We start from the raw sequence: 12745 nt of genomic DNA, 5'->3' as shown, positions 1-12745 counted from the left end.
ACTCCTGCTTATTTGCCCCCCGATAGCACAGCCACGGGGGGCGCTCCAGCATGAAGCGCGCGCTTACCCGTCCGAGGGGACGCGCAGAAGGCTTGCGGCTTGAACCACCAATGGGTCCAGGCCTTCGCCGCCCGTTTCAAGATGCGCCGCCAGCTGAGCACGCATCCGGGGTTCCCAGAAATCATTCAGGTGATCGGCGACACGCTGCGCCTGATCTTCGCCCGGTTGGGTCGCAAAAAACGTGGCGATCTGGTTGGCCATCGTGATCATTTTTTCAGGCGACATCTGTGGCTCCGGTTTCGATACGTTCGGGATGTGAATAAAGGTCAAACCCGCCACCACGGGCAAAAGCCGCCAGCGTGACGCCAGCCGCTTGGGCCGTGCGCACGGCCAGTGCGGTGGGGGCCGAAACGGCGATCAGCACAGGGCACCCGGCCAGCGCGGCCTTTTGCACCAGCTCGACCGAAAGGCGGCTGGTCATGACGATCGCACCTGTGGCCGGGTTGATATCGCTGTGCACCAGCTGGCCGATCAACTTGTCCAAGGCGTTGTGTCGCCCGACATCTTCGCGCGCCGCGATAATCCCCAGCCCGGGCTGCACAAACCCGGCGGCGTGCACAGCATGGGTTTGGTCATGCAGCGGCTGGTGGGCTCGTAATGCAGTGCTGGCGAGGGCCAGATCATCAGAGTTCAGCCGCAGATCGGAATTAACGTGGGGCAATTCACGTTCAGCCTGATCCAAGCTGTCAATTCCGCACAGCCCGCATCCAACCGGACCGGTCATGGCACGCCGCCGCGCCTGCAGATCCTTCGAGGCGCCGTCCTCCAGCAGCATCCGCGCCTCGACACCTTGCGGATGCTCCACAATTTCAAGGGCTTCAATCTGAGAGATGCGTGAAATAATTCCCTCGCCCAATGCAAATCCAACGGCAAAGTCACGCAGATCTGCGGGCGTGGCCATCATCACCGCCTGCGTTTCCCCATTGAAAACCAGCGCTACCGGCACCTCTTCTGGCAACGAGCGCGTGACGCGGCGCTGCCCGTCGCGCTGGACGGACAGACCGGACAAGGAGGCGGCCGGGGGCCTCATTCCGCCGCCTCGATCCGGCGGGCGCGAGCGGCTTGGGCGGCATAGTCCTCTTGCCAGTCGGTCGGCCCGTTCGAGGGGCTGACCTGCACCGCCGTCACCTTGTATTCCGGGCAGTTCGTGGCCCAGTCACTGAAGTCCGTGGTGACCACGTTGGCCTGTGTGTCGGGGTGGTGGAAGGTGGTATAGACAACGCCGGGGTTGACGCGATCGGTGATCTGCGCGCGCAAGGTAATCTCGCCCGAGCGCGATGCCAGTTTGACGAAATCCCCGTCCTTGACCCCACGGTTTTCGGCGTCATGAGGATGGATTTCCAGAACGTCCTGATCATGCCAAACCACGTTCTCCGTGCGCCGCGTCTGCGCGCCCACGTTATATTGCGAAAGCACCCGCCCGGTGGTCAGCAACAGCGGGAAGCGCGGGCCGGTGCGTTCGTCCGTGGCCACATACTCGGTGTGGATGAACCGCCCCTTGCCGCGCACGAACCCGTCCACATGCATCAGCGGGGTGCCATCTGGATTAGCGTCGTTGCAGGGCCATTGGATGCTGCCCATCTCGTCGATTTTGTCATATGTGACACCGGCAAAACTGGGTGTAGTGGCTGCGATTTCCTCCATGATTTCAGAGGGGTGAGTGTAATTCCACCCAGCTCCCATGGCGTTGGCCAGCATCTGCGTGACCTCCCAGTCTTCATACCCGTTCAAGGGCGCCATCACCTTGCGCACCATGTTGATGCGCCGTTCCGCGTTGGTGAAGGTGCCGTTCTTTTCCAGGAAAGACGAGCCCGGCAGGAACACATGCGCATAATTCGCGGTCTCGTTCAGGAACAGGTCATGCACGATCACGCAGTCCATCGCGGCCAGCCCGGCGGCGACGTGCTTGGTGTCGGGGTCCGATTGCAGGATATCCTCGCCCTGACAGTACAGCCCCCTGAACGTGCCATCCACGGCCGCGTCCAGCATGTTGGGGATGCGCAGGCCGGGTTCGGGATCGATCTCAACGCCCCAGGCTTCTTCGAAAATCGCGCGGACCTCGGGCAGTTTTACGTGGCGATATCCGGGCAATTCATGCGGGAACGAGCCCATATCGCACGACCCCTGCACGTTGTTTTGCCCACGCAGCGGGTTCACGCCCACCCCGTCGCGGCCCACGTTTCCGGTCAGCATGGCCAGGTTGGCAATCCCGATCACGGTGGTCGAGCCCTGGCTGTGTTCGGTCACGCCCAGACCATAATAAATCGCCCCGTTGCCACCCGTTGCGAACAAACGGGCCGCGCCGCGTAGTTCCTTGGCAGGGACCCCGGTCAGCTCTTCAACCGCCTCGGGGGAATGGCGCAGGTCGCTGGCGAATTCGGCGTATTCCTGGAACTCGTCCCAGTCACAACGCTCGCGGATAAAGGCCTCGTCATACAGCGCTTCGGTCACGATCACATGGGCCAAAGCGGTCACAACGGCCACGTTGGTGCCGGGACGCAGGGCCAAATGATGCTGCGCCTCGATATGGTTCGAGCGCACAATGTCCGTCCGCCGCGGGTCGACCACGATCAGCTTGGCCCCTGCGCGCAAACGTTTTTTCAGACGGCTGGCAAACACCGGGTGCCCATCCGTGGGGTTGGCGCCAATGATGATGACCACGTCGGTTTTCTCGACACTGTCGAAATCCTGCGTGCCCGCGCTGGTGCCAAAGGTCTGACCCAGCCCATAGCCCGTAGGCGAATGGCACACCCGCGCGCAAGTGTCGGTGTTGTTATTGCCAAACACGGCGCGCGTCAGTTTCTGCACCAAAAAAGTTTCTTCATTCGTGCAACGCGACGAGGTGATCACCCCGACCGAGCGCCGCCCGTGTTTTTCCTGAATGCCGCGCATCCGGGTGGCCGCGAATTCCAGCGCCTCGTCCCAGCTGACCTCTTGCCAAGGCTGGTCGATGCTGTCGCGGATCATAGGGTTCAGAATGCGTTCCTTGTGGGTGGCATAGCCGAAGGCAAAGCGCCCCTTCACGCAGGAATGGCCACGGTTCGCCTTGCCTTGTTTGTGCGGCACCATGCGGACCAGTTGATCGCCCTGCATTTCGGCCTTGAAGGAACAACCAACCCCGCAATAGGCGCAGGTGGTAACAATGGATCGGTCCGGTACGCCCATCTCGATCACCGAGTTTTCCTGCAAGGTCGCCGTCGGGCAGGCCTGCACACAGGCACCGCAACTGACGCAATCCGAGGACAGGAAATCATCAAACGAGGCGCCCGCACTGACCCGGCTGTCAAATCCGCGCCCCTCGATCGTCAGGGCAAAGGTGCCTTGCACCTCTTCGCAGGCACGAACACAGCGCGAACAGACGATGCATTTCTGCGGATCATAGGTGAAGTAGGGGTTGCTTTCGTCCTTGGGGATGTAGCGCGCGTTCGGGGCGTCCCCGGCACGGGTTTCAAAATGATTTTCCCCCGGCGCATAGCGCACGTCGCGCAGCCCCACGGCTCCGGCCATATCCTGCAGCTCGCAATCGCCATTGGCGGCACAGGTCAGGCAATCCAGCGGGTGATCGCTGATATACAGCTCCATCACGCCCTTGCGGATTTTGCGCACTTTGGACGATTGCGTGTGTACGACCATGCCCGGCGAAACCGGCGTGGTGCAGGACGCAGGCGTGCCGCGCCGCCCCTCGATTTCCACCACGCACAGGCGGCAAGACCCAAACGCCTCGACGCTATCCGTGGCGCAGAGTTTGGGCACGGAAATGCCGGCCTCGGCAGCCGCACGCATCACCGATGTGCCCTCGGGCACCGTGACCTCGAACCCGTCGATATTCAGTGTGACCGGCGCGCCCTCTTTGGCGGGGGTGCCCATATCGCGGTCGTCCCAGGGGATGATAAAGTCCTTCATTCTGCCGCCTCCTTGGCCACCGGGAAATCGTCTGGGAAGTGCGTCAGCGCCGACATCACCGGATAGGGGGTGAAGCCGCCCAATGCGCACAGCGAGCCCTCTTTCATGGTCTCGCACAGGTCTGTCAGCAACTCGACCGCGCTGGCGTCGCCCTGGCCGATTCTGTCGATCGTCTCCATTCCGCGGACTGCGCCGATCCGGCAGGGCGTACATTTTCCGCAGCTTTCGACGGCGCAGAACTCCATCGCGAAGCGGGCCATTTTCAGCATGTCCGCCCCTTCGTCGAACACCACCACGCCAGCATGGCCGATCAGCGCCCCCTGACCGTCGAATTCCTCATAGCCGAAGGGCGTATCGAACTGATCGGTCGGCAGATAGGCCCCCAGCGGGCCGCCCACCTGCACCGCTTTGACCGGCAGACCCGATGCCGTGCCGCCGCCAATGTCGTTCACCAATTCACCCAAGGGCAGGCCGAAGGCGGTCTCATACAGGCCGCCATGCTTGATGTTTCCAGCCAACTGAATGGGCATCGTTCCGCGCGACCGGCCCAGTCCGAAGCTGGCGTAATGCTCGGCGCCTTTTTCAAAGATCACAGGCACAGTGGCCAGCGACAGCACGTTGTTCACGACCGTTGGCTTGCCCATGAATCCTTCCAAGGCGGGCAGCGGTGGTTTGGCCCTCACGATACCGCGTTTGCCTTCCAATGAATTCAGCAAGCTGGTTTCCTCACCGCAGACATAGGCGCCTGCGCCGACACGGATTTCCATGTCAAAGGCCGGTCCCTGGCCCAACACGCTGCCGCCCAAAACGCCGCGAGCTTGGGCGATTCGCACCGCCTCGTTCATCACCTTGATCGCGTCGGGATACTCGCTGCGCAAATAGACAAAGCCCTTGGTCGCCCCGGTGGCTAGCCCGGCGATCACCATGCCTTCGATCAGGCAAAACGGGTCGCCCTCCATGATCATCCGGTCGGCAAAAGTGCCGCTGTCGCCCTCATCCGCGTTGCAGACGATGTATTTCTGATCAGCTTCGGCCTGGCTGACCGTGTCCCATTTGATACCGGTGGGGAACCCCGCACCGCCGCGTCCGCGCAGGCCTGAGGCTTTCATCTCCTCGACCATTTCAGGGCGCTCCATCCCCAGTGCACGGCGCAGCCCAGCCAGACCGCCATGGGCCTCATACTCGTCCAGCGACAAGGGGTTCGTGCGCCCGCAGCGGGCAAAGGTCAGACGGGTTTGACGAGCGAAAAACGGGATATCTTCGACCAAACCCAGATCAGGAAGCGCACCGTCCAACAGCGCCCCGGCATCGCCAGGCGTCACGTTGCCGAAACCTACACGACCGGCCTCGGTTTCAACCTCGACCAGCGGTTCCAGCCAGATCATCCCGCGCGAGCCGTTGCGGACGATCTGTACGTCTATTCCTTTGGTCCGAGCCGCAGTTTCAATCGCCGCTGCCACCTCGTCCGCGCCAACTGCCTTGGCGGCACTGTCCATGGAGACATAAATTTTCACGCGCCCACCTCCTGCAAAATCGAGTCGATTTTGTCCGTGTTCACCCGGCCAACAACCCTATCGTCTACCATCGCCGCCGGCGCACACGCGCACAGGCCCAGACAATAAACCGGCTCGATCGTGACGGCACCGTTTTGGGTGGTGCCGTGCCATTCCACACCCAGCTTTTCTAATGCATGGCGGCCGATGGCCTCGCCTCCGACGGCCTGACATGCCTCGGCGCGGCATATTTTCACAATGTGACGACCCGCGGGCAAATCCTTGAAATCATGGTAAAAGCTTACGACACCATGCACCTCGGCCTTGCCGATATTCAACGCGTCTGCGATCAACGTGACAGCGTTTTTTGGCACGTGGCCAAAGCTTTCTTGCAGGCTGTGCAAAATGGGCAGCAGGGGCCCTTCAAGGTGGAGCTGGCCGTCGATCAGCGCACGAATTGCATCGTCGCCGGGGGTTGGCATGGTCTGGGTCATTCTAGCCTCGGGTGTTGTCGCCACCTTCGGTGCTAGAAGCAGATTGATAATAAATCAATATTGCAAAATGGTTAAGCCATTCAAAATCTCTATCAAGCCGACAACCGCTCGGCCGCTTGCAGCAGCGCCCCGATAACCGGGGTTTGCGGCTCTTGATGCGCGGCCAACAAGCCCACTGAATGGTCCGTCACCCCTCCGGCCAGCGGCACGGAAGTCAGCGGATGCCCCGCAGACAGAAACGTGGCCATGTCGGTTGGCAGGATCGTGACCCAATCGCCGCTGACCACATTCGAGACCAGCACAACAGTCGAATTACTTTCGATCATCGCTTGAGGGCTTAGGCCCGCCTCCATGAAATTGCGGTTGATGATACGGCGGTTTTGCATGTCCGGGGACAATAGGCAAAGCTTCAGCCCATGCAGGTCTCGCCAACGCAGCCCCGTGCGCCCGGCCAACGGATGGTCCTTATGACACAATAAAGTATAGCTTTCACGGTACAGCGGGCAGGTTGTCATGCGCCCCAGAGGCTCGTTATCCAGATAAGATATCCCCGCGTCGACCTCGAGGTTTTCAATCATGTGCAACACCTCGACCGAGCTGCGCGACAGGATCGAAAAACTAACATTGGGATGCTGGGCGTTGAATTTCGTCGCCAAGGTCGAAGCCCAGGTTAAGGCGGTCGGGATCACGGCCAGCCGAATTTGACCCGAAAGACCCTGGCGCGAGAACCGCATTTCGTCCTTCAGGCGCCGCGTTTCACGCAGAATATTGCGGGCCAGTTCCAGGGCGCGCTTACCTTCTGGCGTGAACCCTCCAAATCGCGATCCGCGCTGCACAAGCTTGACGCCCAGATGTTCCTCGAGCTGTTTGATCCCGTTAGAAAGCGTCGGTTGCGTGATCCCAAGGCTTTCAGCGGCGCGGCCGAAATGACGCTCCTTGGAAAGCGCGATCAGCATTTCCAGCTTATGGATCATGTTATCCTCTTAAAAAGCGTACTTTTGATAGAGAATACCAATTATGTCTTCCAGAAAACAGGTCGATCAGACAACAACCTCTTGCCGCGTTTGCTGGCCGATGTTGAACACGCGTTTATAGCGCTCGATTTCGTCAGCGGGGCCCATCGCCTTGTTCGGGTTGTCTGACAATTTCACGGTCGGTTGGCCATTGGCGCTGACCGCCTTGCAAACAAGCGAAAACGGAGCCAGCCGATCACCATGGGTCAGACCGCGAAAATCGTTGGTCAGCAAGGTTCCCCAGCCGAACGAGGGGCGGCACCTGCCAGCAAACTGGGCCTGAAGCTCGGCGATTTTTGCAACATCCAAGCCATCCGAGAAAATGACCATCTTATTTCTCGGATCTTCACCGCGCCCTTGCCACCAACGGATGGCGGTTTCGGCACCTTCCGCCGGATCGCCGCTGTCGATGCGAATGCCGGTCCATCCCGCCAGCCAATCGGGCGCGCGGTTCAAAAACCCTTCGGTGCCGTATGTATCAGGAAGAATAATGCGAAGGTTGCCCTCGTGTTCGACCTGCCAGTCTTCCAGCACCTGGTAGGGCGTTTGAGCCAGTTCGGCATCTGTCTCGGCCAGCGCAGCATAGACCATGGGTAGCTCGTGCGCATTGGTGCCGATTGCCTCCAAGTCCCGGTTCTTGGCAATCAAACAGTTCGAGGTCCCGACGAATGCGCCTTCAAGACCCTCGCACATGGCCTGTACGCACCAATCTTGCCACAGGAAAGAATGCCGCCGCCGGGTCCCAAAATCGGCGATTTTCAAATCCGGGATCTTGCGAAGCGCCTCGACCTTTTCCCAAAGCTGCGTCATCGCGCGGGCATAGAGTACCTGCAGTTCGAACTTGGCCATGTCATGCAAAACTGACCGCCCGCGAAGCTCCATTAAGACCGAAAGCGCCGGAATTTCCCACAGCATCACCTCGGGCCAACTGCCCTCGAACGTCAGTTCGTACTGACCGTCGCGTTTTTCCAAGTGGTAATCGGGAAGGCGCAGGTTTTCGAACCACTCCATAAAATCGGGGCGGAACATTTGGCGTTTGCCATAAAATGTGTTGCCGCGCAGCCAAGTGCTTTCGCCGCGACTGAGTGATAACGAGCGGATGTGATCCAGCTGCTCTCGCAACTCGCCTTCATCAATCAGCTCGGCCAAGCGGACAGACTTGGATCGGTTGATCAGGCTGAAGGAGACCTGCGTGGTCGGTTTGTTTCGAAAAACAGACTGACACATCAAAAGCTTATAGAAATCCGTATCGATCAGTGACCGGACAATCGGATCGATCTTCCACTTATGATTCCAAACTCGAGTGGCGATATCCACGGGCACATTCCTTGTTCATGCCCCTTGTTGATACGCCAGAGGGAATCGCCGTCCAAGCCCCCAATCCGTCAGGGCGGTTGCGCGACCCGCGAAAGCGAGCGGATCAGGTCTGCCTTGCGGATTGGCTTGGTCAGAAAATCGTTCATCCCCGCGCGCATGCACGCATCCCGATCGCTGGCAAACCCATTCGCGGTCAGCGCGATGATATACGGCTGGGGACCGGGTGCTGCGCGAATGTTCCTGGTTGCCGCCAGCCCATCCATGCGCGGCATCGACATATCCATGAAAACGACATCCGGGTTGATTTGGGCTGCCAACGAAACCGCCTGCCGGCCGTCATGGGCAAAATGCAGGTCAATTTCCAAGTCTCGAAAGAATTTTTGAATGAGTAACCTGTTGGTTTTATTGTCTTCGGCCACAAGGATGCGAAGGTCGCGCGGAATTTCGGCGTCAGGCTGCAGCGCATGCTGCGTGGCGTTCCCCTGCGGGGGCGCAAATGGAAGCGAAATCGTGAAGCAAGAGCCTTTTCCAACCTCTGATCGGGCTGTAATCGACCCTCCCATGGTTTCGGACAGCATACGAGAGATCGTTAGCCCCAACCCCGTCCCGCCAAAGCGCCGCGTGGTGTCGTTTTCCGCCTGCGCGAACGAGTCAAAGATCGTTCCAAGCCGATCTGGGGGAATACCAATGCCGGTGTCTGCCACCTCGATCACCAGCACTCCGCCATCCCCCTGATACGAAACGGTTGCGCGCAGGCTGACCGCGCCTTTTTCGTTAAATTTCAACGCGTTCCCGATAACGTTCAACAGGATTTGCCTTAGCCGCGAGTCGTCCAGGTTCATGACAGAAGGCAACCCTTCGGCGTCCAGCTCAAACGACAGAGCCTTTGCGTCGGCCTGCGGCTGCAGCAGTTGCATCACGCCCAGCAGGCAACCCCGAGGGTCAAAATCGACGGGGCTTAGCTCGACGCGCCCGGCTTCGAGTTTACTAAGATCCAGGATATCATTCAGGATACTAAGCAGCGCCTCGGCCGAGCCTCGGATGGTTTGCGCGTAGCCATGATATTCCTTTGGCAGCTCTGCTTCGCACAACAGATCGGCCATGCCAATCACACCATTCATCGGTGTGCGCAGCTCGTGGCTCATGATTGCAAGGAAACTGGACTTCGCCCGCGCGCCGGCCTCGGCTTCAGATTTGGCGCGGGCCAATTCCTGCGCATGTCGTTTGGCCTGGGTGATATCCCGATCGATCGCGACGACCGTTTCAACCTGCCCATCTTCGCCCAGCACAGGCACAATATTTGTCTCGATCCAGATTCTCCGACCGTCCTTTGTGTAGTTCAGAATTTCCGCCCGATGCGGCCGCCCCTGAACAATAGCCCGACCGATCCCGCGCGAGACTTCAAGGTCAGTTTCAGGCCCGTTCAGCAGCTTGACCGGCGTGTTTCCAGTTGCCTCGGACAGAGAATAACCTGTTGTTTTAATGAAGGTTTCATTCACCCACTGAATGCGCCCTCTGGCGTCGGTCATAACCACGCTGTCCATTGCATGGCGCGCAACCAGTGACAGCTTTTTTGCCTCTTTCTGGTTCTCGCGCAGATCGGCATAGGCTTGGCTCAGAGCTTCAGAATGCTTCAGAAGCTGGCGCCGGTTTTTCACCTGGCGCCCAAAGCCAGCGGTCGTGTATCCGATGAAAACCCAGGCCATGTAGGCCATCATCACCCCACCCGCGAGGTCATAGAAGATCAGCTTGAGCGGCTGAGGTTGATGCCAGAATGCGTCGTAGGAAAACAGCCCGATTGCGCAAAGAGCGTAGACCCCCAGCCGCGCAACGGTGACTTGGCGGTGATAGGGCAGGACGATGCCCGCGTTGATGACCGCCCCCGTCAGATAAGCCAGTGAAAAGAACGAGCTGCCATTCGTGGGGGCCGTGACCCAGGCCAACCCCACGCAAATCGAGATGGTTAGGGCCTGGCACGCACCGCTGATAGTGCTTAGAAACTTCGCACGGCGCAGCGACAGACCGTGATCCAGTTTCCGGCTGACCCACCGAAGGGTCAGACAGTCGATACCTTCGCCGACCAGGGCCAGTAATCCCGCAACAAGCGCAACTTGCGCCGAGACCAGCTGCCACAAAAAGATTGACCCCGTCAGCGTCACCGCTTGGCGCGCCAAAAACGAGGCCATACGCCCCTGCGCATATCGTATCAACAGCCCACGAGGCGTATGACGCGCGTCGAATTCTTCGACGGTAATCGCAGGTTTTTCGGGCATATTGGGATCCGCACCAGCTGTTCCCGGAAATATGCCTGCTCAATGGTTAACAACCTGCAAACTATTCCGAGAGCAGATCGACCCCAGCTTGTTTCATCGCGCTCAGCGCAGCGCCAAGCGAGCCGTCCAGATCGATGGCTCGGCAAAGATCCAGCCGCACGGTGACCTTGAAGCCCAAACGCGCGGCATCCAGCGCCGAGAAATTCACGCAAAAGTCGGTAGCCAGGCCAACCATGGTCAGATCCGTGATGCCGCGCGTCCGCAGATAGCCCTCCAACCCCGTCGGCGTTGTCTGGTCATTCTCGAAGAAGGCCGAGTAGCTATCGATCTGCGGACGGAAGCCCTTGCGAATGATCAACTGGGCTTGATCGGTGTTCAGCCCCGCATGGAACGCGGCCCCGAGCGAGCCTTGGACGCAGTGATCCGGCCACAAAACCTGAGGACCATAAGGCATCTGCGTCAGGCCGTACGGCTCGGCCCCCGGATGTTGCGACGCAAAGGAAAGGTGCTTAGCCGGGTGCCAATCCTGCGTCAGAACCACCGCGTCGGCCCTCTCCATCAACGCATTGATCCCCGGCACGATCTGATCGCCTTCAGGCACGGCCAGCGCACCCCCGGGGCAGAAATCATTCTGGACGTCAATCACGATCAGGGCTTGGGTCATTGCAGCTCTCCTTTGGTTGAAAGGGGTAAGGCGCGTCCTGCCCTGCGTCAATCATGTGGCGCTTTGCCTATCTTGCGGATGCGGGGGAACAGGCGTAAATCGCCTTGTATGTATACAGTCTGCGCTCTCTATCACTTCACCCCATTCGCTGATCACACTGCCCTGCGTGAGCCTTTGCTGACGCTGGCCAAATCCAAAGGCGTCACCGGCACACTGCTGCTGGCACATGAGGGGATCAATGGCACCATCGCCGGATCGCGCGAGGGCATCGACGCCATGCTGGCCCATATCCGTGCGCTGCCCGGATGTGCCGATCTGGACTGGAAAGAAAGCACCGCGTCCGAACAACCGTTCCCCCGGATGAAGGTCAAGCTGAAGAAAGAGATCGTAACACTGGGTCAACCCGACGTGGACCCGCGCGCCAAGGTTGGCCATTACGTTGAACCCGCGGATTGGAACGATCTGATCCGCAGCCCCGATGTGGCGCTGATCGACACGCGCAACGACTATGAGGTCGCTATCGGCACGTTCGAGGGCGCCGTGGACCCCGAGACCGCCAGTTTCCGCGAATTCCCCGCTTGGTGGGAGGCCAACAAAGATCGGTTCCACAACAAGCGGATCGCCATGTTCTGCACCGGCGGCATCCGCTGTGAAAAATCCACCAACTACCTGCTGGGGCTGGGGATCGAGGATGTCTATCACCTTAAGGGCGGCATTCTGAAATACCTGGAGGAGGTTCCGGCCGAGGACAGCACCTGGGAAGGCGAATGTTTCGTGTTCGACGGCCGTGTCTCGGTGGGTCACGGTTTGGCCGAAGGGCCGCACCTGCTGTGCCATGCGTGCCGCCGCCCGATCCTGCCCGAAGACACCAAGCGACCGGAATACGAAGAAGGCGTCAGCTGCCATCACTGTGTGGATGAAACCTCCGACGCCGATAAGGCACGGTTCCGCGAGCGGCAAAAACAGATCGCGTTGGCCAAGAAACGCGGCGAGACGCATCTGGGCGGCGAGATCGGCGTGTAGGCTTGGGGGCTCTGCCCCCGGCCTTCGGCCTCCCCCGGAGTATTGCAAGAGCAAAGAGAGGCGTTAGTCCTGATCCGAGGTTTTCCGGCGCAGGGCCTTTACCTGACCGCGCTGTTTTTTCGCGTCCACTCGGCGGCGCTGGCTGGCTTTGGTCGGCTTGGTGGGGATGCGGCGTTTAGGACGATGCGAGGCCTTTTCGATCAGCTCGGCCAGGCGTTGGCGGACGATCTCGCGGTTGCGGGCCTGGCTGCGGGTCTCGTCGCATTGCAGGATCAGCGCGCCCTCTTTGGTCCAGCGGCGTCCGGCCAAGCGTTTCAGCCGTGCCTTTACCGGATCAGGCAGGGATGGTGAGCGCGCCGCTTCGAACCGCAATTCCACGGCCGTGCTGACCTTGTTCACATTCTGCCCACCGGGACCGCTGGCCCGAACGAAGTGTTCGGTCAGTTCCCAATCTTGAATTGTGATTTGATCGGTGACGCGTAGCATGGCCATTTTTAGCCCGAGC

General features: G+C 59.9%; 11 protein-coding genes. 1 reads left to right on the top strand and 10 read right to left on the bottom strand.

Features of this window, described 5'->3' with window-relative positions; genetic code table 11:
- Positions 1-63 precede the first annotated feature (63 nt).
- The 9 genes from ACOQOQ_RS05695 to pncA all read right to left on the bottom strand — a co-directional run bounded on the left by ACOQOQ_RS05695 (position 64) and on the right by pncA (position 11217).
- A complete protein-coding gene (locus ACOQOQ_RS05695) occupies positions 64-285 on the bottom strand; it encodes a formate dehydrogenase subunit delta (protein WP_420569169.1) in 222 nt (73 codons plus the stop codon).
- Positions 275-1090, bottom strand: a complete 816-nt coding sequence (gene fdhD / locus ACOQOQ_RS05690; RefSeq protein ID WP_420569168.1) for a formate dehydrogenase accessory sulfurtransferase FdhD — start codon at positions 1088-1090, stop codon at positions 275-277. Before fdhD ends, ACOQOQ_RS05695 begins: the two co-directional genes overlap by 11 nt.
- Positions 1087-3963 (bottom strand): formate dehydrogenase subunit alpha, encoded by a 2877-nt coding sequence (gene fdhF, locus ACOQOQ_RS05685; RefSeq protein WP_420569167.1) that lies wholly within the window; start codon positions 3961-3963, stop codon positions 1087-1089. Before fdhF ends, fdhD begins: the two co-directional genes overlap by 4 nt.
- Positions 3960-5477, bottom strand: coding sequence for a formate dehydrogenase beta subunit (locus ACOQOQ_RS05680; protein ID WP_420569166.1), 1518 nt, complete (start codon positions 5475-5477; stop codon positions 3960-3962). The genes fdhF and ACOQOQ_RS05680 overlap by 4 nt, the downstream gene beginning before the upstream one ends.
- Positions 5474-5950: a formate dehydrogenase subunit gamma gene (locus ACOQOQ_RS05675; protein ID WP_420569165.1), complete on the bottom strand. Its 477-nt coding sequence runs from the start codon at positions 5948-5950 to the stop codon at positions 5474-5476. The genes ACOQOQ_RS05680 and ACOQOQ_RS05675 overlap by 4 nt, the downstream gene beginning before the upstream one ends.
- A 92-nt stretch (positions 5951-6042) precedes the next feature.
- On the bottom strand, positions 6043-6924 hold the full coding sequence (locus ACOQOQ_RS05670; RefSeq protein WP_420569164.1) for a LysR family transcriptional regulator: 882 nt from the start codon (positions 6922-6924) through the stop codon (positions 6043-6045).
- Between the two features lie 66 nt (positions 6925-6990).
- Positions 6991-8280, bottom strand: coding sequence for a nicotinate phosphoribosyltransferase (gene pncB, locus ACOQOQ_RS05665; RefSeq protein ID WP_420569163.1), 1290 nt, complete (start codon positions 8278-8280; stop codon positions 6991-6993).
- Positions 8281-8348: 68 nt separating this feature from the next.
- On the bottom strand, positions 8349-10553 hold the full coding sequence (locus ACOQOQ_RS05660) for an ATP-binding protein (RefSeq protein ID WP_420569162.1): 2205 nt from the start codon (positions 10551-10553) through the stop codon (positions 8349-8351).
- Between the two features lie 61 nt (positions 10554-10614).
- A complete protein-coding gene (gene pncA / locus ACOQOQ_RS05655; RefSeq protein WP_420569161.1) occupies positions 10615-11217 on the bottom strand; it encodes a bifunctional nicotinamidase/pyrazinamidase in 603 nt (200 codons plus the stop codon).
- Positions 11218-11325: 108 nt separating this feature from the next.
- Here pncA and ACOQOQ_RS05650 point away from each other — a divergent pair, with 108 nt between their 5' ends.
- The gene (locus ACOQOQ_RS05650; RefSeq protein ID WP_420569160.1) at positions 11326-12240 is read left to right on the top strand and encodes a rhodanese-related sulfurtransferase; all 915 of its coding nucleotides are present in this window, start codon (positions 11326-11328) and stop codon (positions 12238-12240) included.
- A 63-nt stretch (positions 12241-12303) separates the two neighbouring features.
- Here the strand turns inward: ACOQOQ_RS05650 and arfB are convergent, their stop codons facing one another.
- Positions 12304-12726: an alternative ribosome rescue aminoacyl-tRNA hydrolase ArfB gene (arfB, locus tag ACOQOQ_RS05645; RefSeq protein WP_420569735.1), complete on the bottom strand. Its 423-nt coding sequence runs from the start codon at positions 12724-12726 to the stop codon at positions 12304-12306.
- Positions 12727-12745 lie beyond the last annotated feature (19 nt).

Source organism: Thalassovita sp. (genome assembly GCF_965218685.1).
GTDB lineage: Bacteria > Pseudomonadota > Alphaproteobacteria > Rhodobacterales > Rhodobacteraceae > Thalassobius.
This window is presented reverse-complemented; position numbering and strand designations above follow the sequence as displayed.

Excerpts from the sequence above, each read along its gene's own strand:
- ACOQOQ_RS05670 (WP_420569164.1), bottom strand. The coding sequence starts at position 6,924 with ATGATCCATAAGCTGGAAATGCTGATCGCGCTTTCCAAGGAGCGTCAT.
- ACOQOQ_RS05695 (WP_420569169.1), bottom strand. The coding sequence starts at position 285 with ATGTCGCCTGAAAAAATGATCACGATGGCCAACCAGATCGCCACGTTT.
- fdhF (WP_420569167.1), bottom strand. The coding sequence starts at position 3,963 with ATGAAGGACTTTATCATCCCCTGGGACGACCGCGATATGGGCACCCCC.
- pncA (WP_420569161.1), bottom strand. The coding sequence starts at position 11,217 with ATGACCCAAGCCCTGATCGTGATTGACGTCCAGAATGATTTCTGCCCC.
- fdhD (WP_420569168.1), bottom strand. The coding sequence starts at position 1,090 with ATGAGGCCCCCGGCCGCCTCCTTGTCCGGTCTGTCCGTCCAGCGCGAC.
- ACOQOQ_RS05650 (WP_420569160.1), top strand. The coding sequence starts at position 11,326 with ATGTATACAGTCTGCGCTCTCTATCACTTCACCCCATTCGCTGATCAC.
- arfB (WP_420569735.1), bottom strand. The coding sequence starts at position 12,726 with ATGCTACGCGTCACCGATCAAATCACAATTCAAGATTGGGAACTGACC.
- ACOQOQ_RS05675 (WP_420569165.1), bottom strand. The coding sequence starts at position 5,950 with ATGACCCAGACCATGCCAACCCCCGGCGACGATGCAATTCGTGCGCTG.
- ACOQOQ_RS05660 (WP_420569162.1), bottom strand. The coding sequence starts at position 10,553 with ATGCCCGAAAAACCTGCGATTACCGTCGAAGAATTCGACGCGCGTCAT.